The organism is Methylobacterium sp. AC315 (genome assembly GCF_979253755.1).
Genome location: NZ_CEEDEA010000041.1, coordinates 1 through 24,295 on the forward strand (window position 1 = coordinate 1; position 24,295 = coordinate 24,295).

Consider the following 24,295-nt stretch of genomic DNA (forward strand, 5'->3'; position numbering starts at 1 on the left):
CAGGCGTTCCGCATGCGCAACCGCGACCTGATCTACGTCTCGAACGCCCCGTTCACCGAGGTCCAGAAGGTGCTGACCGCCTTCAGCGGCGTCACCGGCCCGCTCAGCTCCGCGGCCACCGCCTACGCCTACGCCAAGTAGCCAGTGAGTCTAGGTCGCATCAGCGGCTCGCGCCAATGGGGCTCTGGATTCGGTGCAGGTGGGCTGGAATCCCGATGCGCCCCCGGCCGGGGACGATCGTCACATGCGATCGTCGAAGGCCAAGTTCTCGGCCGGGTATTCGATCATCAGCCGGCGCTGGACTTCCGAATTCGCCCAGTCCCCGATCTTCATGTAACCGCCACCGACATCCCGGACCTCGATCGCCTCGCCCACCGTCTCGATCGACTGGAAGCCCTGCGGCCAGTTGCACGAGAAGTAGAACACCTGCTCCACCCGCTGTGACACGTGGCAGACGCCGGGGCCGAACGAGCCGAAACCGAAGACGAGATAGCGGCCGTCGGCGATCGCCGCGACGTCGTCGGTGAGCGTGCCGCTCTGGGTCGTCAGGGGCAGACCCACCCCCGCGACGTAAGCCTCCAAGGCCGGGATCACCGGATTTGCCCGGTTCTCGAACACCATCTTGACCGACCCGATGCGGCCCTCGGCGCGCAGGCGCTCGATCACCATCCGGTAAAAGGCCAGCGGCGGCTGCGGATAGTTCGGGTCGATCCAAGTGCTGAAGATGTCGCCGGAGCGGATGTGGATGATCAGTTGGTCGTCGGGCTTGGCCGGGAACACCCTGGGCAAGCCGTTGAACACAGGCCGGATGTAGGACTGGACGATCTCGCGCATCGGCAGCGGATCGCGGGCCGCGACGATGCTCTGGAATGGCGTATCGAAGAACATGCCCGTCAGAAAGTAGCCGTCGTCCGGCAGCGGCTCGTCGGCGGGGATGAACGTGATCTCCCCGCAGGTCAGGCGTTCTTTAAGAAAGATCGCCTGGCTCCGATCGACCTTCGGGATCTTGACGAGCCGCAGCCCGAGCGCGCGCGCCACCGAGATCGCGATCGCGTACTGCACCAGGCAATTGCCGAACGCGCCGTTCTCCAGGAGCGCGATGCCGGCGAGCGTCCGCGAGCGCGGCCGCTCGACGCTCATGAGGCTGTAGGAGGTGTGGAGTACCGCGCCCGGGTGCTCGTGAAGGATGTTGAACGCAAGCCCGAGTTGCGCGCGAAGGCTGATCAAGTCGAGCGCGGCCGCCTCGCACCAGACGTGCAGCCGCGCCTCCGCTGATCCGGCCGCGGCGGGCAACGCGACGCGGACGTGGCGAGCCCAGCCGGTGATCCCGGCCACCACGCCGACCCCCTCGTCTCGTGGCACGGTCCCGGGCTCCCACCAGTCCAACCCGTCAGACGAGAAGGCCGGTCGCAGCGCCCCCCCTTCCCCGGACCGTCCCGTCTCGGTCAGGGCCGGGTGCCGGGTCAGCGAGATCGCGTGGATCGGGAACCGCGCGCCGAGGTCGACTTGCAGCGTGATCACCTCGCCAGCGGCCGCTCCCTCGGCGAACGCCGTCGTCGATCCGACTGCGGTTCGGCTGAGCTGTCGAATGATCGCGAGATCGATCAACTCCCCGTTTCGATCGGCTGTCGCTGCCATGCGCTGCACTCATCCATCGCCCCCGCGTTCGACGCGTGAGCCTGCGATCGCGTAACGGCCCGCCCCCTGGTGAGGCAAGCCATGCGGCCGTGCTTCGCCGCGATCGCCCGGGAACAACGCAGTTGACCGCGCACGCGCCACCTGCTCAGACGCCCGCGATGACCGCGCCCTTCGACGATCCGGATCTCTTCGTCAACGTCGCCCTCGGCAAGCCGGCGGCGCAAAGTTCCCGGCCGGGATGGTGTCCGCGGGGCCCCGAGGGGCTCGTCAACGGCGATTTCAGTCAGGAATACAACGCCCACACGGACGGGGACGAGCCGGGGTGGTGGCGGGTGGATCTCGAACGGCGCTACCCACTGTCGGCGATCGTGGTCCACAATCGACGCGAGCACGCCCGGGAGGCGGCCCGGACCCTGCGGGTCGAGGTGTCCGACGATGGCGTGAACTGGACTTTGATCCACGCCGGGCTGACGCACTTTCGGGCGCGCGGGCAGGCGATCCCGCTCCAGCTTCCCCTCGGCGGCCTGGTCTGGGCCCGCTTCGTCAAGGTCTCCCTCGACGAGCGTCAGGCCCTGGTGCTGAGCCAGGTCGAGGTCTTCGTCGAGCGGCCGGCCGTCGAGTTGATCGGGCTGCGCGAGGCGCTCGGGCTCGATGTCCCGCTGCTCGCCGAGATGCCTGGGGCCGTCGAGCCGATGAGCTACGCCCTCGTCGGGGCTCCGGGTACCCGCGACGCGCCGCTGATCGGGGTGTCCCTGGTGCTCAACGGCGCGCTGGGCAACGGCATGATGCAGCACACGATGGCGATCGCCGTCGCCCGCAAGGTCGGGCTCCGGTTTTTCAAGCTCGCCACGCGGGACACCAGCGGGGTGGTTGCGCGCACGGAGCCGGTTGAGCTCGGCGGCCTCACCTTCCTGCCCGGCGCCGACCCGCTGCCCGAGGGTGGTTGGTTCCTGGAAGGCATGTTTTGGGAGTTGGAGCACCACGCGCGGTTTGCCCGGGATCTGCTCACGCCGAGCCAGAGGCGCGAGACGGTGCGGACCATCATCCACCCGCTCTACAACCTTCTGCCGCCGGTGTTCGCGCCCAAGCCCGCGGACGAATTGATCATCCACATCCGCTCCGGTGACGTGTTCAGCACCTGGGTCAACGCGGCCTACATCCAGCCGCCTTTGGCCTTCTACACCCTCGTCATCGAGCGATTCCTGCAGGCGGGCCGCATCGCTCGGGTCAAGCTCGTCTATGAAAACCGCCTGAATCCGGTGATCGACGCGCTCGAAGCCCACCTCACCGAGCGCGCGATCCCGTTCTCGGTCCAGAGCGGGACCATCGTCGAGGATACCGCCACCCTGGTGAACGGGCGGCATCTCGTCTTCGGCTTCGGGACGCTGGGGCCGGCGATCTGCTACCTGTCGGATGCGGTCGAGACCGTGGTGTCCTTCTCGAATGGCCACGATCACGGCTTCCGGGAGATCCCGACGGTGGGAAACGTGGTCGAGGTGTTCGACGCGGGCGACTACATCCGACCGGGCAGCTGGAACAACTCACCCGAACAGCGGCGCATGATGGTCGAGTACCCGGAGGCGAACCTTCGCATCGTGGGGACGTTCTGATACGAGCGAGCGACCCGCATCCCCGTCCGCTCGCGGCATTGCGGGACGCCCCGGTCCGTAATCCGACATCGCCGATTTCGACGTCGATTCGTCGTTTGTGAGCAGCCGTCGGTGGGTGCCCGGATCGCGAGCGTCCATCGCGAAACTGTCCGCGCGCAAGCGCGAGCGGCTGGTATCCGTCGGTGCGGGCGCCAGGCGCTTCGGCGCGCTGGCCTCTGGTGGGTCGGGCTCAAGATCAGCCCGGAACCAGGGTGGCCTCCCGGCCTCGCTCCGCCCTCACCCCCCGCATGCGCGGCGATTTGGACGGCGGCCGCGAATTCGGATGTGAGCGCCGCCGGGCTTGCGGGCACCGGTGTCCTGGCGCGGGAGCCCCCTACCGCCTGAACGTCGGACCGTTTTGCTGAACCATTTCTTCGATGCCGATGGCGAGCACGTTCGCGATCTTTTCATCCCGCGGCGAACCCCGACCGATCTCCCGGCAGAACAAAGCCGCTTGGCGCAGTCCTTCGCTGTGGGCTGCGCCTAACGCCGCGATGACCCTGTTGATCGTGCTCGTTCGCTCCGCATCGCTACCTTTCAGTTGAAGCAGTAGGAAAGCGACGAGTTCGAGTTTCCACTCGGCCCGGGTCTCGGGTGAGTCCATGTTTACCCCTCCAGCGTCTGTGCCGGTAAACTCGCGGCGCGATGAGCCTGCACGCTCCACGATCGAATTCGGCCCGCCGGTTCGGGCTCCAGAACCGCTGGGATCCGGATGTGCACGGGTTTTTGCGCTAGATGAGCGCCACGCGCCGAGGGATCCGCCCGCACGCTTAAGCCCACGCCGCCACTAAGCCGAGGTCATCACCATCAGCATGCGGACCTCGGTCTCAATCTGATCGTCGGAGCCATTCGGCATGCTGGCGACCACGGTCTCGATGATGCCGCGCGCGATGCCCTCATAGAGGCCGAGCTGACGGGCGAAGCCGCCCAGCTCCGTCATCAGGCGTTCGGCGACGACCGAGCGCGTCGGTTCGTTCAGGTCCGTCACCGCTGCCCCAGAAGGATCGCCATACGGGTCATGTCGCGCCCCCAAGCCGGCCGGCCAACGCGCCGGCGTCGCTTCAACATCTGTCGCTCTCGCCGCGTCCGGGCAAGGTCAGGGTTTCCCAGAGCCCGGCGCGGCGCGGGTCTCAGCGCCGCGATCGCGGTCTTGTGGCCGTTCGGAACCCGCTGAACCCGCCGAAACCCTCGGCATCCGCCATAGCGCGATCCCCGGCGGTGGAGCGCGCAAATCCTCAAGCGCCCGGGATCAGCGACTGGATCGGGATCAGGTCCGGGCGGTATTCCTGCATCCCGCCGGCGATGCGCTCTTCCACGGCGTCGAGGAATTTCTCGGGGTCGGTGATCGAGCACTGGCGCAGGTCCCAGAAGGCGTAGCGCCACCAGCGCACCGCCAGGTAGCGCTCGATCAGCGCGTCGGGGAAGCGCATCTTCACCACCCGGGCCGGGCTGCCGGCCACGATCGCGTAGGGCGGCACGTCCTTGGTCACCACCGCCATGGCGCCGATGATCGCCCCGTCGCCGATGGTGATGTCGGGCATCAGGAAGGCGCCGTGGCCGATATAGACGTCGTTGCCGATGCGCACGCGCTTGGGCCACAGGTAGGGCCCGCAGATCTCGTAATCCTCGGCGCGCGGATCGTGGTGGTCGAACACCGCCGAATGGTGCGTGTAGAACAGCGGCGAGGTCGAGCCGCAATGCACCGGGTGGCTGCCGCGCCCGACCTGCACGCTCTCGCCGATCGAGCAGTAGCGGGCGATGTCGGCGCCGAAATAGTAGCCGCTCACCGCGTACGAGAACGCCCCCATGGTGAGGCAGTAATCGATCCCCATCCACTTGATGCTGCACGGCGGCTCGAAGGTGCAATCCTCCGGCAGGCCGAACGGAGCCGGATGCAGCACCGAGATGCCGCGCCGCAGCATCTCCTGCTTCATGTCCTCGTTGACGGAGATCATGCGGCGTCCTCGCGCGCGGCAGAAACGGGATCAGCGCAGTCTTGCCCTGTGCGGGCGCCGGTTTGGGAGGTGGTTCGGTCGGGCATCATGCGCCCTGCCCGCTCACGAGAGGGACGCCAATCCGTAATAGTCGCTCAGGAGATCGTCGTACTCCGCGGCCTGGATCGGCCCCCGTATCCGACCACGCGGCGAGACGTCGACCGACAACAGGTGGTCGTTGAAGGCGGCCGGGTCGTTCACGAGGGCGTAGGGCAGCACGTGCCCATGCCGATAGCCGCGCAGCCGTTCCCCCTGTGCGCCGAGATCGAAGGCCACCACCGGCAGGCCGGTGCGCAGCGCGAGTGTCAGCGCGTACGAGTAGGTTTCCGGCCAGATCGCCGGCAGCAGCACGAGGTCGGCGAACGACCGCGCGGTGAGGTCGAGGGCCTCGTCGTCGCTCATGTAGCGCCCGGACTCGGTGACGCCGGCAGCCGCCAGGGCCGGCCGAAGCGCCGGGTCCGAGAAACCGATGATGGTGAAGTCGATCTGCAGATCCCGGTCGCGCGCGTCCGTGGCCAGCGCTTGGAGAAAGCGCGCGCCCTTCATCATGTTGATGGCCCCGAGCACCGCCACCCGACGCCGGCCCTCCCCGCGCTTGCGGGTCGCCGGGCGGATCCGGCGGTCTGCCTCGAAGTGCGGGTGCACCGTGATCGCCAGATCGGGGTAGACCTCGGCCAATCGCCCGGCCGTGTCGGCCGACGGCGCGAACACCCGCGCCGCCCCGGCCAGGAACCGCCCGAACACGCCCCGACGCTCGCCCGGATCCGGCTCCTCGTAGCCGTCCGCGTCGGAGGCCAGGCAGACGCGGCAGACCGGCACGGTGGCGAGCCCGCAGTAGGTGCCGTCGGGCTGGACCAAATGATTGCGGTGGCAGACCGGCGAGAAGTCGTGCAGCGTCCAGGCATAGGGCCGCCCCGATCCGGCGACCAGATCCATCAAGGCGCGCGCCGCGCTCCAGCGCAGGCCCGCCAGCGAGTGCACGTGTATCAGCCGCGGCGCCAGCTGCGCGATGAACGCGGCGATCTCCGCCTCATCGCGGGGCAGGTAGAGGCTCTCCAGGTTCGGCAGGTACAGATACTCGCCGCTGCGATACGAGACGTTGATCTGAATGTTGCGGGCCCGGTCGACCGAGAGCAGCACCACGCTGGTCCCCTCGCCCTGGAGACGGGCGATCACGTCCTCGATGTGCCGCTGGATGCCGCCGCCCCAGCTGTGGGTCACGAACAGCACCGCCCGGCCGCTGAAGTGCCGGGCCAGCCGGTACAGGTCGAGCCGCGCCCGGGCTCGGCGGCCGGGATCGGCCGCCACGAATTGGCCGACCACGGCCGGGTAGTCCGGGTGCTTGGCCAGGAGCGCCGCCTGGCCCTGATCGTACTCGCCGCCCTCATCGAGCCCGAACGAGATCTGCCCGGCATGGTAGACGTACACGTCCTCGGCCAAGAGGTTCGAGAACCCGGCCTTGCGGGCGCGCATGCACCAGTCGTTCTCCTCGCCGTAGCCCTTGCCGAAGGCGACCTCGTCGAGGACGCCGACCGCGTCGAGCGCGGCGGCGGTCATGTACATGCAGAAGCCGACGCCGGTGGGGACTTCCACGGCGTGGCCGCGGTTGATCCGCGCCGCCGCCTGATCGAGCTCCGGACGGGAGATCTCGAGCGCCATGGTGTTGTTGGCGTTGAACTTCGGGTAGCTGCAGATCGTGGCGTTGCTGGACAGCGGCGTGATGCTTCCGACCCGCTGTCGCGTCTCGGCATGTGCGACCAGCCGGTCGAGCCAGTCGCCGAACACCTGGGCGTCGGAATTGAGCAGGACGACGGCCCGGCCCTGGCGCATCGACAGGCCGCGGTTGACCGAGCGGACGAAGCCGAGATTGCGCTCGTTCTCGACGAGGTGGAACAGGCCGCGGCGGGCCAGCTCGGCCAGCTCGGCGGTGAGTTCCGGGTCCGGGGATCGGTCGTTGATGGCGAGAAGGGTGAACGGCGTGACTTGCGGGGCGGACAGGCAGGCGTGGATCGCCCGGAGGGTCTCGCCGCGGCCCTTGTAGATCGGCATGATCACGACGACCTCGGCCTGCGCGATCGGCAGGCCGGAGAGGAGGTCATCCCATTCCCCCGGCCCGGGGGCTTCCATGGGCGGCCAGGTGCCGAGATCCTCGGGGCATGCCATCAGCCCGGCGGCGCGGCCGGTGCGGACGTAGTGCAGGAACGGCGATTCGCCCGCCGCCAACAGGTGGCCGTAGGCCCGGCCGTAGAACTCGTACGAGAAGCGCTTGTTCGGGAGCCTGCCCTCGTGCTGGCCGTGGGCGACGAAATGGGCGAGCGCGCCGCCGCGCGCGCCGGCGACGTCCGGGTAGCGCTTGGCATAGAAGTCGGCGTCGAAGTGCGGCTCCATCAGAAGAGCCTCGTCCATCAGCGCCTCGTCCGCCTCCGAGGGCGGGGTGCCGTAGCGCGGGTCGAATACGCCGGGCGCGATATCGACGCCGAGCATCAGCGCAGTGGCCAGATGGTGGACGAACGGCGCCACCCCGGTCTCCTGCACGGAGCCGTGCTCATCGAGATATTGCTGCCCGTTGAAATCCGCGCGCGGGTTGCGCCCCGTTCGCCAGCCGCGCTCGCAATAGTCGCGGATCGCGTCGACCTCGTCGGGCACGCCGTAGCGTCGACGGTAGAAGGCATGGTCGAAATGCAGCGCGGCCAGGGCTGCCTGGAGACGCAGATAGGCTTCGGGGTCGACCGGCTCGCGGCCGATCTCGGCGATCCAGCCGGTCTCCTCGACCGGCGGCTTCTCCGGCCGGAAGCCGCAGACGCGCAGCAGGGTGAACAGCGTCGAATGCCGCGGCCCCGGATCGCGCCCCTCGCGCCAGCCCGTGCTCGCGAAGTGGGTGTAGGGCCGCAAGCCGCCGCGCATGTCGGAATAGGTGGCCCGGTACCACTCTTCGTCGACCGCCGGAAAATTGATCCGGCCCGGGCCCTCGAACGGCCACCCGCCCGACAGCAGTGTCTCGGCGATGTATTGGAAGAACGGATCGCGGCGCACGGCGCGATTCTCAGCCCGCTCCTGCACGAAGCCGGCCGGGTCGAACTCCTGGCGCGGGCTGCGCATCCGACGCCACTCGCCGGCTGCGTAGGCGCGCAGAAGCTTCTCGTCGGAGCGATCGTCGCCGCTCCCGCGGTAGTAGCCGGCGTCGAAGTACGGCGCGATCGTGCCAACCTGAAACGCGACCGCTTCATCCTCGCTCAGCGGGCAGGCTTGGCCGCCGTGTCGAATGTAGTGCAGCAGCGGGTTCTCTGCGGCGTAGCTGATGCCGCGGGTGAGGCAGTAATACGGGGTGTCGAAGTGGGGCGACGGTTCCCGGCCCTCGTGCCAGCCCGAACTCATGTAGTGGCTGGCCGGATCGACGCCCGCGCCCCGAAGGTCGGGGTTACCGGCCAGATAATATTCCGCATCGACGAGGCGACGGGCTAGGCGGGTGGCACGTCGGAGGTCGGGCGGCCGGATCGCCACGACGCCCCGGTCGAGCAGGCCGCGTAGGTAATGTACGAACGGGTTGATATCGGCGCGCTGGAGGAACGGGCGCGCGGCAAGGTACTCCGTGGTTGAGAAGTCGGGCCGCGGGTCCCGGCCCTGGCGCCAGCCAGTGCGCAGATAGTCACGCAGCGCCGCCTCGCCGCCGATCCCGTACCAACTCGCGTAGAACGCCGCGTCGAAATGAGGCGCGAGCAGCGCGAGTTGATCGGCTTCGGCGGTCGGGTCGGTCGCCCGCGGCAGGCCGCCGCGAGCCGCGAGACGCACTAGCGGATTGCGGCTCGCGCGCGTGCCTGGTGCCCCGGCCCAGCGGTGAAACAGCCCGTCGAGGTCGCCTAGCAAGCCCCCGCCCCTGCGCCAACCAGCGCCGATCAGGCGGCCGGCGCCGCTGCGGGCGATCGTCCGACCGACAGGGCGACCCAATCTGGTCAGGTCCCCAGCCCTGCCCAGGATAAAGCGCAGCGCCATCACGCCACCTCTCGGCGCGGACGCGGCGGGTCCGCGACCAGGGCGGGCGCGATCGGAGAGATCGGGTCGGTCGGGCACATGTCAGCTTGACTTTGGGAAGGCGGATGGTCGCCGCGCGGATCTGATCTGGGTGAGCGGACTAATCGAACCGGCCAGCGCCGTAAACTCGAGGGCTGAGGCCTCAGGTCGGCGGCCATCCATCGTAGTTCGGTGGCCCGAGACGTAGGACGGCGTCGTTGTAGTACGGATCGTGTGCGATCCGCGCGCCCCAACGCTCAGCAAACCGCGCGGCGTCGCCGGCACCCGTCCGCGGTGCGCGCCGCGGGACCGTATCGGCGAGGACGGCACCCGGCTCGTAGACGATCCGGAGGCCGGCCGCGCGTCGTCCGAGACAGTAATCGATATCCCACAGGGCGGCGCCCAGCTCCTCGTCGAGGCCGCCGGCCGCGCGGAACGTCTCGGCCCGGGTCATCAGGCACTCCCCGCTCACGGCGAGGAAGTTCCGCGCCGCCGCTGCGCTGAAGAAGTAGCCCTCCGCCCCGCCGTTGCCTTCGCGCACAGGCTCGGGGATGCCAGCATGGGCTACGATGCCGGCGTGGCGGAACTGCCCGTCCAGACCGATCAGGCGCGCTCCGACCGCTCCGACCGCGGGTTTCTCGAACTGGATCACCATGCGCTCGATCCAGTGGCGTTCGACCGGTTTCAAGTTTGAATCGAGGAACAGCAGGAACTCCCCCGATGCTGCCCGGGCGCCGACGTTGAGCCGCCGCACCGGACCGCCCTCGGGAGCGACCACCGGGCGGCACCCGGCCTCCCGCAACGCCGCCTCGGCCGGGCCGTTCGTGCGGTCGAGGACGGCGATCGAATCGAGGGCGGAGTGGCTCGACGCCTCCCGGATTGCCGCGACCCGGCCGAGGAACGCCTCGACAGCGCGCGCTTCTTCGCCCGCCGGGCCGAGCGTCAGCAGGGCGATTGCCGATACGGTCTCGTCCCGCGGACCGGGCGCCACTGCGTAACGTCGCGCCCCCGCGGCGACCTCGACCTTGGCGCGGGTGCGGCCGGTGCGCGCCAACCGCTCGCCGATCAGGGTGCGCTCGTCCTCGTCCTGCCCGAAGCGCCGGTCCGGACCGCGCAGCAGGATCCGGCGCAGGTGCCGGACCTGGGCGCCCGCCTCGTCGAGGTGCAGGGTCAGCTCGAAGGCGCTGCGCGCTGCCGCCAGCAGGCCGTCCACCGCAGCGCCGCGGAAGCACGCCGCCCTGCCGATATAGTCGAAGCTCTCCAGGTAGTCCGGGCTCCAACCCGGCTTGAAGAACGGCACGGCGCCGCGCGGACCCGCGACCTCTTCGTCGCCGTAGATCAGGTCGGCCGCCGGCGCGCGGTTGATGTCGCAGGCAAGGTCGTAGAGGGCACGCGGAGGCAGCTCATCGCCGCCCTTGAGCCAGAGCAGGTAGGCATCCGCCCGATCTCGCAAGGTTTCCACGCCGGCGCTGCGGGTTTGGCAGGCGACGACCCTGTCATAGATCTGCCGCTCCAGCGAGGTCCGCGTGCAGCGTGTCGCCTCGGCGTCGCCGCCGTCGATCAGCACGACGAAGGTCGGCTGCTGCACCATCAGCCCGATGTGTCGATGGAGGTCTTGGATCTCGCCTGCGAGCGCCACGCGCTCGGCGGCGACGCGCCGGGCGTGGAGGGTCTCCAGCGGCAGGGGCGAGCGCCCCTCGGCCCGTCCGGCGACGGCGAAGTGGGCGAGCGGGTTGAGGCCGGCGCCGGCCACGTCCGGGTGGCGGTCGAGGTACCAGCGGGTCGAAAAGTCCGGGCTCGGGTCGCGCCCCTCCGCGACGCCGAGGTGCAGATAGTGGTGCAGCGGTGTCTCGTGGCCGTCGATGAGCTCGGGATAGGTCCGCAGGTACCAGCCGCCGTCGAACAGCGGATGCGGTTCGGAGCCGATGTGCACCCCGCGCTCGACGTAGTCCAGCAGCGGGTCGGCGTCCGGTCCGAGTTCTGGGTGGCGCGCCCGATACCAGGCAGCGTCGAACAACGGATTCGGATCACGGCGGGCCCGGATGCCCTGCGTCAGGTAGTGGACGAGGGGATTGGCGTCTCCGAGATCCGGGACGCGGGTGCGATACCAGTCGACGTCGAACAGCGGGTGCGGGTCGCGCCCCTCGCGGCCGCCGTCACCCAGGAAGTGGACGAGCGGGTTCTGACCGGAGCCCGCGACGTCCGGGTTGCGCTCCAAGTACCACGAGCTGTCGAACAGCGGGTGCGGGTCGCGCCCCTCCGCCGCGCCGCCCTCGACGAAATGGGCGAGCGGGCTGCGACCGGTCTCGACGAGATCCGGATTGCGGGCACGGTAGAAGACGGCGTCGAACAGCGGGTGCGGGTCGAGCGTAGCCCCCCGGGTGCGATAATGCAGCAACGGGTTCTCGCCGCGGGCGTCCGGGTTGTGGTCAAGGTACCACGCGGCATCGAACAGTGGGTGCGGGTCGGCTCCGCCGCGGTCCTTCAGGTAGTGCAGCAGCGGGTTTGCCCGGGCGTCGGCCGCCTCCGGCACCTGCCGCAGGTAGTGTGCAGGATCGAACAGCGGATGCGGGCTGAGGCCGGCCCGCGCCCCGTCGGTGAGATAGTGGACCGCCGGGTTCATCCCGGCCTCGGCAACGTCCGGCACCTGATCGAGGTACCAGGGCGAGTCGAACAGCGGGTGCGGCTCGGCGCCGGCCACTGGCTCGCGCCCGAGATAGTCGAGCAGCGCGTTCTCGCCGGCGTCGGGGAACGAGCCGCGGTACCATGCCGTGTCGAACAGTGGGTGCGGGTCGTAGTCAGCCTGAGCCCCGGTCCTCAAGTAGTGGACTAGCGGGTTCTCACCCGTAGCCGCGACCTCCGGGTGTCGGGCGAGATACCACGCGCTGTCGAACAGCGGGTGCGGGTCGACCCCCTCCCGGCCCCCGTCGGCGAGGTAGTGCAGCAGCGGGTTGAGGCCCGCCTCCGCCACGTCCGGGCGCTGGCGCAGGTAGAAGGCGGTGTCGAACAGCGGATGGACGTTGCGGCCCTCGCGTCCGCCCTCGGCGAGATAGTGCTGCAGCGGGTTTGCCCCCGCTCCGGCGACATCGGCGTTGCAGGCGAGGTACCAGACGGTATCGAAGGCCGGGTGCGGGGCGAGTTTCGCGGCGGCCCCGAGCGCGACGAAATGCGCGAGCGCGCTTCCGCCCGCATCCGGAGCGCGGACCCGGTACCACGCGGTGTCAAACAGCGGGTTCGGGTCGTGCCCAGGCCGGTCTTGATGGGCGAGATAGTGCGCGAGCGGATCATCGGCGGCCTCCGGATGGCGCGCGACGTACCAAGTGGCGTCGAACAGACCGGATTCCCGGATCGCCCGGACCGTGGAGTCGGCTTCGATTTGGCGCCCCGGCGCGATCCCCGAACCGTCTGGGGCTGGCAGGTTGGAGTGCGGCGAGGCGTCCATGTCGTCCCGGTTCGTCGAGGGGTGCAACAAATAGCTGCGGCTCCGGCACGCCGCAACGGCCGGATAATGGGCTCGGCCTTCGGCGGCGTAGGTCAGGGCATCGGCCCACGAAGAGACTTGCGGCCCCGGCCCCGCCCGAGTCCTTACCAGTCTGCGGGCTGCAGGGTCGGCAATTCGGAGGGGGGCGGCCGCTGGTCCCTGCGTTCCGCGGGCGGTAACCCATCCCAGGTCGCACGCAGCCGATCGTAGGCTCCGCGGTAGCGCACCAGCGTGCGCTGAATGTCTGCCGCCCCGGGCAGGGCCCGGCCGTCGATCGTGGCCGAGTCTTCCGATGGCTGACTCGCCAGGCCGATGACCGTCACCCGGTCCGTGCACTCACGCAGCAACGCGCCCGCCTCCGATAGAAGCGCGGCGTAGTCGGCGAGCGTCCGCCGATAGGTGTAAAACTCGGCCTGCGCGAACGCATAGTCTTCGACGGTGTAGGGTTCGGTGGTCATGCTGTCCGATCTCGCCCGATCGCCCCGGAGAATGGATGAGGTGGGTGCCCAACTCCAGTCTCGCGCGTCGCGGCGGGCCAGCTGCGTTCCCGGCGCATCCATCTGCCCCGCGGGTCCATTCAGGCGTTGGCGCTGAGGCGCTTGATGTCAGCCTCGACCATCTCGGTGATCAGCGATTCCAGGCTGGTCTGCGCCTCCCAGCCGAAGGTGGCCTTGGCCTTGGCCGGGTTGCCCAGCAGCACCTCGACCTCCGCCGGGCGGAAGAACGCCGGGTCGATGATCAGGTGGTCGTCGATGTTCAGGCCGACATGTTTGAACGCGATCACGCACATGTCCCGCACCGTGGTGGTCCGGCCGGTGGCGATGACGTAGTCGTCGGGCTTTTCCTGCTGCAGCATCAGCCACATCGCCTCGACGTAGTCCCGGGCGTGGCCCCAGTCCCGCTTGGCGTCGATGTTGCCCAGCCGCAGCTCCTTCTGCATGCCGAGCTTGATCCGGGCCACCGCGTCGGTGACCTTGCGGGTGACGAACTCGACGCCGCGCAGCGGGCTCTCGTGGTTGAACAGGATGCCGTTCGAGGCGTGCAGCCCGAAGCTCTCGCGGTAGTTGATGGTCATCCAGTGCGCGTAGAGCTTGGCCACGCCGTAGGGCGAGCGCGGGTAGAACGGCGTCGTCTCGCTCTGGCACTCTTCCTGGATCAGCCCGAACATTTCAGAGGTCGAGGCCTGGTAATAGCGCGCATTCGGCGCCACCGAGCGCAGGCATTCGAGCATATGCACGGCGCCGAGACCGGTCACCTGGCCGGTGAGCAACGGCTGTTGCCACGAGGAGGTGACGAAGGACTGGGCGGCCAGGTTGTAGATCTCGTCCGGCTTGGTGGTCTGGACGATCCGCAGCAGCGCAGACTGGTCCAGCAGGTTGCCGTCCACGAGTTCGACATCGCCCAGGATGCCGAGCCACTTCAACCGGTGGTCGAACACCCCGGCATGGCTGGAGCGGCGTACGATGCCGGCGACCGTGTAGCCCTTGTGCAGCAGCAGCTGCGCCAGATACGCGCCGTCCTGGCCCGTAATCCCCGTGATCAGCGCGCGCTTGGCTGTCATGAAACCGTCCCGTCCCGATGAGGACCGGCTGCTAGTGCCGCAATTGGGGTGACGTCAAGGCGGCTGAGTAGGATCGATCCGGGCAGATCTCCCGGTTGCGCCCGCTCGACAGAGCCTCAGCCGGTCGCTGGTAGGTCGAGACACCCGGTCACTGCCTCAGCCATCATCTGCCGGCCGACGTCGTTGTAGTGTACGATGTCGGTGAAGATTGGTTGCTCGGTCTTGAAGAACAGGTCGCTGAGATCGTGGGCGTGGAATGACGCACGCGCTCCGAATTTGTCGCGGTAGCCGCCGACCACGGTTTTGATCCGTTCGTATTGCCGATCGAGATAGGACAAAAATTCGCTCGACGCGAAGGTCTGCTCGGTATCGGAGAGCTGCGCTTTGCGCACGACCATCGGCTGGAGGACGAGATGGATCGGTATGCCGATCCCCTTGGCCAGGCGGCCGATGCGATCGACTGCGAGCTCGAAATGCCGGACGACCTCCCACTCCCAGGCAGGGTCCTTCCAGCGCGTCACGGCACGCAGGTTGTGCAGGCGGGTAAAAATCAGATCCTGCATCGCGGCTTGGCTCAGATCATCCAGGGCTCCTCGGGTCCGGGACTGCGAGAACAACTCGTCGTAGATCCCCTCAATGGCGAACATGTTGTACGGGTATCCCGGACGCGGATCGAAGGTCCAGGGTTGGAAGATGTCGGTACCGCCGGCTAGGATGACGACCGCATCCGCCTCCATGTCGATAAGCTTGGTCGTCACCAGCATGATCATCTGGTTGAGACCGCTGGATATCGCGCCGAAGTTGTAGACGTGGGCGCCCGAGCCGACCTGCGCACGCAGCGTCGCTTGGACGCGACCGGGGACGGTGTCGCTCAAAGTGACTCCGTCGACCATTGTGCTGTCACCCACAATCAGCACCCGCAGGGTTTCGCCCGGACCTCGTGGGCCAATCGCGACGTCATTGCGGTATCCAAGCGCGTCGTAATGCCAGCCGTGCTCGAAGATCTGCGACGACGGCCTGCCGGCGAAACCGACATACGGTGCTGGATAGCGGATGTTCGCGTCGAAGGTGTCGAGATGGCGGACGAGTTTTCGCTTCTCGGCGTCGACAGCGGATTCGGGTGCATCGATCGTCATACGCGTTCCCGTGGATACATCCGTCGCGGAGCCGCCCCCGCGTCCCGGGTCTTGCGCTCAAAGCCGGTCGGCCATCGCGAGCGCGCCGCGCAACAGCGTTCTACGGATGGACGGACCTTCAGTAGCGATCATGATGGCGACATTCGGACGGGAGCGGGCGGACCTTCGGGGCGATCGACCCGAGGCGCGATCAGACCCGATCGGGTATTGGATCGCGTTGGATCCGCGATCAACGCGGCACCTCAGGCCTTACCGTCGTCCTCCGGCGCTGTGCGGATCGCCCGCCGCAGCGGTCTGGACCGCGAGGCAGGCGCTGCCCCGACCTGACCGGACCTGAGTTGCAGCTCCGCTTGGGTCGTAGCGATGTCGCGTTCGCCGGGTGGCGTCACCTGCGGCCGGCCGTTCTTGTCGTGTAAGCCCTACTCTGATCGACGGGCTGGCGGCGACAGGGGTGCCCTCAGGAAACCGAACGGCACCGCAGGCCTTCGACGGTTCGCCGCTCCGGTGCTGGCAGCGTTGTGATGGCGCCCGATCTGCGGCATCCTTAGCGCAAGCGCAGCCGGGCGCGCACGCAAATGGGAATGCCGTGACCAGTCTGAAGTTTGGCACGAGCGGTCTACGGGGCCTCGTCACGGACCTCGTCGGAACTCCGAGCTACGCCTACGCCAGCGCGTTCTTTCGATCCGTTGCCGCGGGCAGCGGTGCCCGCGATGTCGTGATTGGGCGCGACCTGCGCGCGAGCAGCCCGGGTATCGCCGCGACCGTAGCGGCTGCCGCAGCTGCGGCAGGCTTCCGGGCGATTGATTGCGGCGCGCTACCGACGCCAGCTCTGTCGCTTGAAGCGATGCGGCGCGGCGTGTGCGCCGTCATGGTTACGGGCAGCCACATCCCGGAGGATCGTAACGGACTAAAATTCTACGGGCCCGATGGCGAGATCACCAAGACCGACGAGGCCGCCATCCTGTCAGCCCTCGAGGCGGTTGCGGTTGCGGATGCGGACGTCGTGGCGTCTGTCCAGCCGACCGTCGAGCCCGATGCGATCGTCCGCTACCGACGGCGCTACAGTGGCACCTTCGCCTCGGACATCCTGGCGGGCCTGCGCGTTGCCGTCTACCAGCAGAGTTCGGTCGCCCGCGACCTTCTGGTCGACCTGCTCGGAGAACTCGGGGCGCGCCCCGAGGCCATCGGTCGATCGGAGCGATTCGTGCCGATCGATACCGAGGCGCACCGTCCCGAGGACGTCGCTTTCATCAGAGAGGCCATGGCGTCCGGCACGTTCGACGCACTCGTGACCACCGACGGCGATGCCGACAGACCCCTGGTCGCGGACGGCGTCGGGCGGATCGTGCGTGGCGACGTGCTCGGGCTCATCACTGCGCGCTACCTTGGCGTCGATGCCGTTGTGGTACCGATTACGGCAAGTTCGGCGCTTGAGCGCTCCGGGGGCTTCGAGCAGGTGGTTCGGACCCGAGTGGGGTCACCCTTCGTCATCGCCGGCATGCAGCGTGCGCGGCTCGACGGGGCGCGGACCGTGGTTGGATTCGAGGCGAATGGCGGGTTCCTGCTGGGATCGGACGTTACGATCGACGGCGCGGTCCTGCCTGCGCTGCCGACCCGCGACGCGATGCTGCCGATCCTGGCGGCGCTTGCTGCCGCCCGGGCGTCCCGGGTAGCGCTCTCTGACCTGATCGCCGGTCTCGACGTCGGCGAGATGGCGAGCGATCGCTTGCCCGACACACCTTCGGAGCGTAGCAGCGGCTTCCTTGCCCGGCTGGACGATGGAACATTCCTCCGCGCGTTCCTAAGTCCAATCGGTGTGCCGCAATCGGTCGACCGGCAGGACGGGATCCGGATCGGACTGGATGGCGGAGGCACGATCCACTTCCGCGCCTCTGGCAACGCGCCCGAGTTGCGTTGCTACGCCGAAGCGCGGACGGAGACCGAAGCGCAAGACCGCGTCCGATGGGGACTGGCGGCTGCGGCGGCTGTGATGAAGTCCTGAAACCTGGGGCCGATACTCGGAAGGGCCCTGCAATGCGGCGTGGGCGGTGATCTCGAGAGCGGTTAGGTCGACCACGCTGTTTGATCGTTAGAGGATCTCCGAAGGGTCGGGGACATCGTTTTGCGATGTCGGTTGGTCCGGGCTTCGCGCTAAATTAGCGATTGAGCCTGACCGGCACGCGTTCGTCACCCGTCGCGCCGACTGAGGAGACGCAGCCGGTTCTCGCCATCGTCGTCTCGGCATCAGACAACTGGCGTCGCGTGATCGCGCACCAAACCAGCGAGCCGGGTTTGTTGCAGACCCGATGCGGGCAGCGATCGAACCGGGTCGTGCGGTTGGAGGCCGAGCCTTGTGCGGTCCCGCTGCGTTGGCGTCACGCACGGGACCACAAGCGGTTATCGAACGTGGCCTGACGACTTAAGTGGGCTCCGGTGATGCTGAGCCCCCAAGCCGGGACAATTGGAGCTGTGTGGGTTGGACGAACTGCGATCTGCAATTCCGTCTGCAGATGCCCGCGATCCTGCGGCAGCCCGTATCTCGGTACACCCGCCAGGGCACGGGAGTGGATCGGGACGCCGAAGGCGCACACAAGCTCGCGGGACCGTGGCAGTTCGGCTCCGCGGTGGAGTAACCTGTATCGACCGTCGAACCGCCTGCCACGCTGGACAAGCTACATCAAACGGAAGCGGTAACTTCTACGCTTGCGCCGTCCGCGGCGCTATCACGCCCGCCGTTGTTTCCTGCACCAGGGGGCCCGGGATCGCCGCCTCCGCAGCATGCATCAGACGAGCCTCGTGCCGTCGCATGAAAAGCCACAACGCGACAGCTCCGAGGAGGACAAAACCCAGCAGCCCAAGGCCGACCGGTCCCATGACGTTCTCGATCGAGCGTCCGCACAAGTAAGCACCAAAGCCCATGATTGAGGCCCAGGCGACGCCGCCAAGCGCGTTGAAGGCCATGAATCGGCGTGCGTCGAGACGGTTCACTCCAGCGAGCACAGCCGCGTAGGCGCGCAGCATCGCGGTGAAGCGGCCGAAGAACACTATCTTGCCGCCGTGCTGACGGAACAGATATTGGCCGAGCTTGAGCCGGCCGTGGTCGAGGCCGATCAGGTGGCCCTTGCTGATGAGCAGGGGCAGGCCCCACCGGCGTCCCACCCAGTATCCCGCGTTGTCGCCCACGATCGCGGCGGTCGCGGCGATCGCTACGACGAGGGCGATGTTCAGGTTGCCGGTGCTGCCGGCGTATACCGCCGAGGTGAGCAGGACCGTCTCCCCTGGTAGCGGCAGGCCGGCGCTCTCCAGCGTGATGATGACGAAGAGAGCGATGTAGCCGTAATGTGCGACGAAGTCGCCGATGGGCAGCTCGTGCAGGAAAGACATGCTGTCGCCTCGCGGATCGGGGAACACGCTGTCGACGACAAAGGTGGCCACGGCAGGGCAAAGAGCGTGCAGAGCCCGTCTTTCGCCCGGCGAGCAATGCAAATGCTCGCATCGATCGTCCGACGAACTCGACCAGAGCATCTCGACGATTCAGGTTGACGCTGCCCCGTGATCCCGAGTGCTCACCACCGGTTTCGTCACCGTTGGGTCGAAGGTCGGATCGGTGCAGGTAAGAAAGTTGAACCGAAGACTTCAAGCGTTCCCGAGCGTAGGCCAGCCGGGACCGGCTCTGGTCATCCGATGTTGGCTTCGGCGATTTATGTCCAACGGCCCACCGCGTGCGACGACCGTCCTCGCGGTGGGAGCACGCCAGCACGTGCAATTCGAGCCCCGGAAACGCAGTTCGCGTCCGTGAAACCGCTTCAGCTTGCCGATGGCGGAGTGGGCCATTGATGACGCCCTGACGACAGGCGGGGAGTCTGCTGTCGAATTTTTGCTTGTAAATCGGGCCAGCACTAGGCGCCACGCGGCATCCTTTGGCTCATGCGGTCTCACCGCCAGGCGGGCGTGAGGCCGCCGGGCATCAGGACCCCCAGCCCCGCGCCCGGCTTGCCCGGAAGCGCGGCGTGGTGGCGGCAGCCGGCGTCGCAGAACGCGCGCAGGGTGCGCCGGTCCAAGCCGACATCGCGCAGCGCATCGTCGTCGAGCGCCGAGAGGACGCGGTAGGTCCGCGCAGCCGCGCGCCGGACCTGAATGGATCTCAAGATCGAGACGAGCATATCGCGCTCTCCCCCGCTGTAAATATTGATGTGATGTCGATATTCGACGAATGGGAGCGTCGTTTTATTCTACGGTTCGCGCATCACTCATTTGAGCGATGCTGCGTCGAGAATCGATTTGGCTGCGGATTTGCCTCCGCGGTGGCCGGGATGGGGAGCGGGCACAGCAGGAGCAGGCGCATCAGCTCGGCCTGCCGGTTGGTGCCGGTCTTCTCGAACAGACGGCGCAGATGCGCGCGCGCCGTGTGCAGGGTGATCCGGCGCCGGGCCGCGCTCGCCGCGAGATCGTGCCCGGCCAGGATGTCGGTGGCGAGCGCCGCCTCGGCCGGCGTGAAGCCGAACAGCTCCTGCAGCGCCCCCGGGTCCGGCAGCGGGGCGGCGGCGGGGTCGATGACGCGTAGCAGCACTCCGTTGCCGGGGATCGGGCAGGCGGCGATCAGGAGCGTGCCGCCCTCCCCCGCGAGGCGAAGCGCGCCGCCGGTGCCGGTTGCGCAGCGGGCGACGAGCTGGCCGAACACCGCGGCGTGCTCGGGCGTGCCGGTGCACAGGTATTCGTTCCGGAGGCGCAGCAGGCCCCGGCGGACCAGGGCGTGGGCGGCGCGGTTCAGGACCTGCACGCGCCCGGACCGGTCGGTCACCGCCACCCCCTGCTCGAGATGCTCGACCAGCCGGTAAAGCGCGTCCTCCAGAGTTGCCGGTTCGCGGGCCGGGCGCGGCTCGCCGAACCCACGGGGCGGATCGGGCGTCGGCGTGGCGTGCCGGTCGGATGGGCGCAGGGTGCGGTCGGGACTGACGATCACGCGCGGCCCTCATGGGATCGAAGCGGATGGCAGGATGAAGAACCCGGTTCCCCGCGCGGTTATTCCCGGACGCCGATCGAATTCGTCAGTGCGGCTGCCCGGTCCGGGCGCGGTACAGCGCTACGAAGCCCCGCAGGTCCCGGGCGTTGAGGTCCGACACCGCCCAGTAGGTGAGGTCGCCGGCGCTCCAGCGCTCGATGAACGTCCCGTCCCGGCGCGCCTCGACGGCCGCCGCATCGCCGGCCGCCGGCACCACGGTGACGCTGATCACGTGTCGGTCGTGGCGGTAGACCAGGGTCGGCACCGGCTTGCCGTCGACGATGTCGATCCGGCCGCCGGCCAGCGGGTAGCCCCGTTCGGCGAGGTCGGGGGCGTCGGGGGCGATGATGGTGCGGCCGTTGAACCACGGCTTGACCACGTGCCCGTCCGAGGAGGGGATATCGTAGGGCTGCGGCGCGGCGAGACCCCGCAGATGGCCGGCCAGGATGGCGTCGGCCGGTGGCGGCGGGGCCTCGGCGGTCCCGGGGGGAATGAGGCCACCGAGCGAGGCACCGAGGGCGATCCCGACCACCAGCGTCGCGGCGAGCGCCGGCCAAGAGGTGAGCCGAGGGCTCAGCCAGGAGCTGATCCTTGCGCGGCGGGGCTCCGGGTCGGCGAACCCGACCTCCTGGACGATCCGTCCGCGCAGGGTCTCGGGGAGCGGCACCGCCGCCAGCGTGGTCCGCACCGCGCCGGAGAGGCCGCGCAGGCGCTCGGCCCTGGTCCGGAGCTCGGGATCGGCCGCGAGGCGCCGCTCCATAGCCAGCACCTCGCCCGGCGACAGCTCGCCGTCGGCGTAGGCGCACAGCAGCAGGAGGGTCTCGTCGCCGCCGGTCATCGCCCCTCCCCTGCGAGCCGTTCGAGCAGGTGCTGGCGCGCCCGCCCGAGACGCGACATCACGGTCCCGATCGGCACGTCCGTCACCTCGGCGATCTCCCGGTAGCTCAGGCCGTGATACTCGCGCAGCACCAGCGTCTCGCGGAACGGGACCGGCAGCGCGTCGATCGCCCGGGCGAGGCGCCCGCCCTCGTCGTGGGCGATGAGCGCGGCTTCGGGCGTCTCGGGCGCCTCGGCGTGCACGCTCCCTGCATCCAGGATCGCGCGGGCCTCTGGAGCGAGGTCCTCGGCGAAGATCACCGTCCGGGGCCGGTGTCGGTGCAGCCACGAATAGCCGGTGTTGCGGACAATGGTCAGGAACCACGCCCGGGCGTTGCCCTCCGCGAAGGTCTCGATCGCCCGGTAGGCACGCAGGCAGGCCTCCTGCATCACGTCCTCGGCGTCGGTGGCGTTGCCGGTGAGCCAGTGCGCGAGCCGGTAGCCCTCGTCGAGCCGGGGCAGGACGAGTTGGCTGAAGCGCGCACGGGCGAGCGTCGTCATGCGCCGCCGCCCGCCGGGTCCGTATCCTGCGCCGCCATCGGCCGCTCACCCCGCAGCTCCGCGCCCCGGACTGAGAACCGTCAGGCCGTCCCGGGTATTCCCGGGATCGGCGAAAAATCAGGCGTCGAGCCGGAGCATCAGCCCGAGATTCTGCACCGCCGCCCCGGAGGCGCCCTTGCCGAGGTTATCGAGGCGCGCCACCAGCACGGCCTGGCCGTGCTCGGACGAGCCGAACACCCGCAGCTCGAGCCGGTCGGTGTCGTTGAGATCCTCGGGCGTGATCTTCTCGCGATGCTGGCCGGTCTCGGCGCCGGTCAGCACCTGAACCAGCGGCTGGCCGGCGTACCAGTCGCGCAGGGCCGCCTCGAGGTCGCCGGCCGTGGGCTTGCCCGGCAGCGCGTCGAGGTGGAGCGGCACGCTCACCAACATGCCCTGGCGGAAATTGCCCACCGACGGCACGAAGATCGGCCGCCGGGTGAGCCCGCTGTAGCGCTGCAGCTCCGGCACGTGCTTGTGGGCGAAGCCGAGGCCGTAGAGTAGGAACGGCGCCGCGCCGCCCCGCTCGTACTCCTCGATCATGCCCTTGCCGCCGCCGCTGTAGCCGCTGACCGCGTTGACGCTGAGCGGGATATCCGCCGGGATCAGGCCGGCCTCGACCAGGGGGCGCAGGAGCGCGATCCCGCCCGTGGGGTAGCAGCCGGGATTGGCCACGCGCCGGGCGCGGGCCACGGCGGCGCCCTGCTCCCGGGTCATCTCCGGGAAGCCGTAGGTCCAGCCGGGGGCGACCCGGTGGGCGGTGCTGGCGTCGAGGATGCGCGGGCCGCCCCCGGGCAGGCCGTCGGCCAGGGCCACCGTCTCCCTGGCGGCGTCGTCCGGCAGGCACAGAACGGCGAGATCGACCTCGGCGAGCAGCGCGCGCTTCGCCTCCGGATCCTTCCGGTGCTCGGGCGCGATGCTGCGCAGGGCCACGCGGCCGTCACGCTCCAGGCGCTCGCGGATGCCGAGACCGGTCGTGCCGGCCTCGCCATCGATGAACACGATGGGCCGCGTCGCTGCTTCGCTCGCCATGATCCGCCTCTCAGGCCAGAATCACGCCTGGCCGTCAGGTCCTGGAGGTGACCATTGCGCGCACGCCTGTCAACGGCGGCGCCCGCATCGGCTCCGGCGCGGGGCGGCCGGGACGATGCGGGCGCGTGGTGTTCCGGCCTCAGGTCGGCAGGCGGCCGTCGGGCGAATAGCGGTCGATCGCCGAGGGCAGCTCGCGGGACAGGCGCGCCAGGAGCGCCGCCCGGCTCAGGCCGGTCTGACGGGTCAGGTGGTCGAGGGTCTCGGGCCCGATGGCGCGCTCGAGATCGGCCTCGGGGAGGTCGCGGTTGGCGCCGTGGTTGATCCACGAGGTGGCGGCCTCGCCGTGACCGCCCTTGGTGAAGTGGTCGACGAGCTCGCTGAGCCCGCTGGCGATCAGGCCGCCGACGCCGGCGGTCCCGGCGCCGCCCAAAAGGCCCGAGAGGCCGGAAAAATTCTCGAGCCCGCCGGTCGCGGTCCCGGTTCCTGTCGGGGCCGATTTCGGCACGGACGGAACCTGCGCCGGGCTGGTCCCGTGGTCGTGGCCCTTCAGCAGCTCGGCGAGCTTGTCGCGGTTCTGGTAGCCGGCCACGGCCAGTAGGCCCAGCAGCGCGGTCATCGAGGGGTAACCCTTGCTCATTGGTGTGTCCTCTCGTGTAGCCGCCCATCGTCGTGGAAGCGCGGGCCCCGGTCGGCGGATGCCGGGCCCCGCGATGCGGATCTCAGCGGGGGCGGCGGGTCGGCGCGGCGGACCGGCCGGCGAAGCGGCGGCCGACATAGGCGATCAGCTTCGGCAGAACGAAGATGGTGAGGAGCTTGCGGATCATCGTGGGTCTCCGTGACGGTTCAGCGGGGGGAGCGGGTGAGCCAGCCGACGCCGAAGGCGACGACGGCGACGGCGAGAAGGGTGCTGCTGCGGTGGTCGTCCGCGTAGCCGAGGGCGTCGCGGCCGAAGCGGGTGCCACGCTGCCGGGCCTCCCGGGCGTAGCGGCTGCCGTCGTCGAGGAGCCGTTCGCCCCGCCGGCGGGCTTCGTGGGCGAACTCGGTGCCTTCTTCCACGAGATCCTCGGTGCGCTCCCGAGCGCGGCCGTAGGCGTATTGCGCCCCGCCGGCGACCTGATCGACCGCGCCGCGGACCTGGCGGGCCGGATCGCCGGTCAGGCCGCCGAGCGCGGTGTTGGCGCGGCCCTTGAGGTGGCGCGTGGCGCCGCGAAACCCGTCCCGGTTCATGTGAGGCTCCTGTCTCGGTCCCTGGGGCGGAAGCGGCCGGGCGGCCGCCCCCGCGCTTTCGGCAGCGCTTGCGTCAATGCTTGCCGGTGATCTTGTCGGCGAGGTTCTTGGCGCCGTCCTTGGCGTCGCCGACGGTCTTCTGCGCTTCGCCCTT

General features: G+C 69.0%; 19 protein-coding genes and 2 pseudogenes. 3 read left to right on the top strand and 18 right to left on the bottom strand.

The window, feature by feature from the left end:
• Positions 1-141: pseudogene (locus AC0IY0_RS27945) on the top strand (polysaccharide biosynthesis/export family protein); the annotation flags it as partial.
• Between the two features lie 99 nt (positions 142-240).
• Here the strand turns inward: AC0IY0_RS27945 and AC0IY0_RS27950 are convergent.
• Positions 241-1,521: a coagulation factor 5 8 type domain-containing protein gene (locus AC0IY0_RS27950; protein WP_471766319.1), complete on the bottom strand. Its 1,281-nt coding sequence runs from the start codon at positions 1,519-1,521 to the stop codon at positions 241-243.
• A 275-nt stretch (positions 1,522-1,796) separates the two neighbouring features.
• On the opposite strand from AC0IY0_RS27950, the gene AC0IY0_RS27955 reads away from it, so the two are divergent.
• Positions 1,797-3,248, top strand: coding sequence for a discoidin domain-containing protein (locus AC0IY0_RS27955; RefSeq protein WP_471766320.1), 1,452 nt, complete (start codon positions 1,797-1,799; stop codon positions 3,246-3,248).
• 373 nt (positions 3,249-3,621) lie between these two features.
• On the opposite strand, the gene AC0IY0_RS27960 is transcribed toward AC0IY0_RS27955, so the two are convergent.
• The 8 genes from AC0IY0_RS27960 to AC0IY0_RS27995 form a co-directional block, all read right to left on the bottom strand.
• On the bottom strand, positions 3,622-3,891 hold the full coding sequence (locus AC0IY0_RS27960; protein ID WP_471766321.1) for a hypothetical protein: 270 nt from the start codon (positions 3,889-3,891) through the stop codon (positions 3,622-3,624).
• A gap of 183 nt (positions 3,892-4,074) precedes the next feature.
• Positions 4,075-4,275 carry a hypothetical protein gene (locus tag AC0IY0_RS27965; protein WP_471766322.1) on the bottom strand — a complete coding sequence of 67 codons (201 nt, stop codon included), beginning with the start codon at positions 4,273-4,275 and terminating at the stop codon, positions 4,075-4,077.
• A gap of 247 nt (positions 4,276-4,522) precedes the next feature.
• Complete coding sequence (locus tag AC0IY0_RS27970) at positions 4,523-5,242, bottom strand: CatB-related O-acetyltransferase (RefSeq protein ID WP_147910474.1); 720 nt, start codon at positions 5,240-5,242, stop codon at positions 4,523-4,525.
• Positions 5,243-5,344: 102 nt separating this feature from the next.
• The gene (locus AC0IY0_RS27975) at positions 5,345-9,070 is read right to left on the bottom strand and encodes a glycosyltransferase (protein ID WP_471766323.1); all 3,726 of its coding nucleotides are present in this window, start codon (positions 9,068-9,070) and stop codon (positions 5,345-5,347) included.
• Between the two features lie 382 nt (positions 9,071-9,452).
• On the bottom strand, positions 9,453-12,731 hold the full coding sequence (locus AC0IY0_RS27980; protein WP_471766324.1) for a glycosyltransferase family protein: 3,279 nt from the start codon (positions 12,729-12,731) through the stop codon (positions 9,453-9,455).
• A 143-nt stretch (positions 12,732-12,874) separates the two neighbouring features.
• Positions 12,875-13,228 carry a hypothetical protein gene (locus AC0IY0_RS27985; RefSeq protein WP_471766325.1) on the bottom strand — a complete coding sequence of 118 codons (354 nt, stop codon included), beginning with the start codon at positions 13,226-13,228 and terminating at the stop codon, positions 12,875-12,877.
• 119 nt (positions 13,229-13,347) lie between these two features.
• The gene (gene gmd / locus AC0IY0_RS27990; protein WP_471766326.1) at positions 13,348-14,331 is read right to left on the bottom strand and encodes a GDP-mannose 4,6-dehydratase; all 984 of its coding nucleotides are present in this window, start codon (positions 14,329-14,331) and stop codon (positions 13,348-13,350) included.
• Positions 14,332-14,447: 116 nt separating this feature from the next.
• On the bottom strand, positions 14,448-15,467 hold the full coding sequence (locus AC0IY0_RS27995; RefSeq protein WP_471766327.1) for an SGNH/GDSL hydrolase family protein: 1,020 nt from the start codon (positions 15,465-15,467) through the stop codon (positions 14,448-14,450).
• A gap of 586 nt (positions 15,468-16,053) precedes the next feature.
• On the opposite strand from AC0IY0_RS27995, the gene AC0IY0_RS28000 reads away from it, so the two are divergent.
• Positions 16,054-17,469, top strand: a complete 1,416-nt coding sequence (locus AC0IY0_RS28000) for a phosphohexomutase domain-containing protein (RefSeq protein ID WP_471766328.1) — start codon at positions 16,054-16,056, stop codon at positions 17,467-17,469.
• A 695-nt stretch (positions 17,470-18,164) separates the two neighbouring features.
• On the opposite strand, the gene AC0IY0_RS28005 is transcribed toward AC0IY0_RS28000, so the two are convergent.
• From AC0IY0_RS28005 to AC0IY0_RS28045, 9 genes and pseudogenes are all read right to left on the bottom strand, one after another.
• Positions 18,165-18,851 carry a DedA family protein gene (locus AC0IY0_RS28005; protein WP_471766329.1) on the bottom strand — a complete coding sequence of 229 codons (687 nt, stop codon included), beginning with the start codon at positions 18,849-18,851 and terminating at the stop codon, positions 18,165-18,167.
• A 551-nt stretch (positions 18,852-19,402) separates the two neighbouring features.
• Positions 19,403-19,630 carry a DUF1127 domain-containing protein gene (locus tag AC0IY0_RS28010; protein ID WP_471766331.1) on the bottom strand — a complete coding sequence of 76 codons (228 nt, stop codon included), beginning with the start codon at positions 19,628-19,630 and terminating at the stop codon, positions 19,403-19,405.
• Between the two features lie 83 nt (positions 19,631-19,713).
• Positions 19,714-20,430, bottom strand: coding sequence for a helix-turn-helix transcriptional regulator (locus AC0IY0_RS28015; protein ID WP_471766333.1), 717 nt, complete (start codon positions 20,428-20,430; stop codon positions 19,714-19,716).
• Positions 20,431-20,515: 85 nt separating this feature from the next.
• On the bottom strand, positions 20,516-21,307 hold the full coding sequence (locus AC0IY0_RS28020) for an anti-sigma factor family protein (RefSeq protein ID WP_471766335.1): 792 nt from the start codon (positions 21,305-21,307) through the stop codon (positions 20,516-20,518).
• Positions 21,304-21,846 carry a sigma-70 family RNA polymerase sigma factor gene (locus tag AC0IY0_RS28025; protein WP_471766336.1) on the bottom strand — a complete coding sequence of 181 codons (543 nt, stop codon included), beginning with the start codon at positions 21,844-21,846 and terminating at the stop codon, positions 21,304-21,306. The genes AC0IY0_RS28020 and AC0IY0_RS28025 overlap by 4 nt, the downstream gene beginning before the upstream one ends.
• Positions 21,847-21,963: 117 nt before the next feature.
• The gene (gene argC / locus AC0IY0_RS28030) at positions 21,964-22,914 is read right to left on the bottom strand and encodes an N-acetyl-gamma-glutamyl-phosphate reductase (RefSeq protein WP_471766338.1); all 951 of its coding nucleotides are present in this window, start codon (positions 22,912-22,914) and stop codon (positions 21,964-21,966) included.
• A gap of 139 nt (positions 22,915-23,053) precedes the next feature.
• Positions 23,054-23,551: a YidB family protein gene (locus AC0IY0_RS28035; protein ID WP_147908162.1), complete on the bottom strand. Its 498-nt coding sequence runs from the start codon at positions 23,549-23,551 to the stop codon at positions 23,054-23,056.
• Positions 23,552-23,757: 206 nt separating this feature from the next.
• Positions 23,758-24,141 (bottom strand): CsbD family protein, encoded by a 384-nt coding sequence (locus AC0IY0_RS28040; protein WP_419828621.1) that lies wholly within the window; start codon positions 24,139-24,141, stop codon positions 23,758-23,760.
• A gap of 73 nt (positions 24,142-24,214) precedes the next feature.
• Positions 24,215-24,295: pseudogene (locus AC0IY0_RS28045) on the bottom strand (CsbD family protein); the annotation flags it as partial.

Bases quoted from the DNA above. Each gene is read 5' to 3' on its own strand.
- AC0IY0_RS28005 (WP_471766329.1), bottom strand. From the start codon at position 18,851: ATGTCTTTCCTGCACGAGCTGCCCATCGGCGACTTCGTCGCACATTAC.
- AC0IY0_RS28010 (WP_471766331.1), bottom strand. From the start codon at position 19,630: ATGCTCGTCTCGATCTTGAGATCCATTCAGGTCCGGCGCGCGGCTGCG.
- gmd (WP_471766326.1), bottom strand. From the start codon at position 14,331: ATGACAGCCAAGCGCGCGCTGATCACGGGGATTACGGGCCAGGACGGC.
- AC0IY0_RS27955 (WP_471766320.1), top strand. From the start codon at position 1,797: ATGACCGCGCCCTTCGACGATCCGGATCTCTTCGTCAACGTCGCCCTC.
- AC0IY0_RS27985 (WP_471766325.1), bottom strand. From the start codon at position 13,228: ATGACCACCGAACCCTACACCGTCGAAGACTATGCGTTCGCGCAGGCC.
- AC0IY0_RS27960 (WP_471766321.1), bottom strand. From the start codon at position 3,891: ATGGACTCACCCGAGACCCGGGCCGAGTGGAAACTCGAACTCGTCGCT.
- argC (WP_471766338.1), bottom strand. From the start codon at position 22,914: ATGGCGAGCGAAGCAGCGACGCGGCCCATCGTGTTCATCGATGGCGAG.
- AC0IY0_RS27970 (WP_147910474.1), bottom strand. From the start codon at position 5,242: ATGATCTCCGTCAACGAGGACATGAAGCAGGAGATGCTGCGGCGCGGC.
- AC0IY0_RS27980 (WP_471766324.1), bottom strand. From the start codon at position 12,731: ATGGACGCCTCGCCGCACTCCAACCTGCCAGCCCCAGACGGTTCGGGG.
- AC0IY0_RS28020 (WP_471766335.1), bottom strand. From the start codon at position 21,307: ATGACCGGCGGCGACGAGACCCTCCTGCTGCTGTGCGCCTACGCCGAC.
- AC0IY0_RS28035 (WP_147908162.1), bottom strand. From the start codon at position 23,551: ATGAGCAAGGGTTACCCCTCGATGACCGCGCTGCTGGGCCTACTGGCC.
- AC0IY0_RS28040 (WP_419828621.1), bottom strand. From the start codon at position 24,141: ATGAACCGGGACGGGTTTCGCGGCGCCACGCGCCACCTCAAGGGCCGC.
- AC0IY0_RS28025 (WP_471766336.1), bottom strand. From the start codon at position 21,846: ATGACGACGCTCGCCCGTGCGCGCTTCAGCCAACTCGTCCTGCCCCGG.
- AC0IY0_RS27995 (WP_471766327.1), bottom strand. From the start codon at position 15,467: ATGACGATCGATGCACCCGAATCCGCTGTCGACGCCGAGAAGCGAAAA.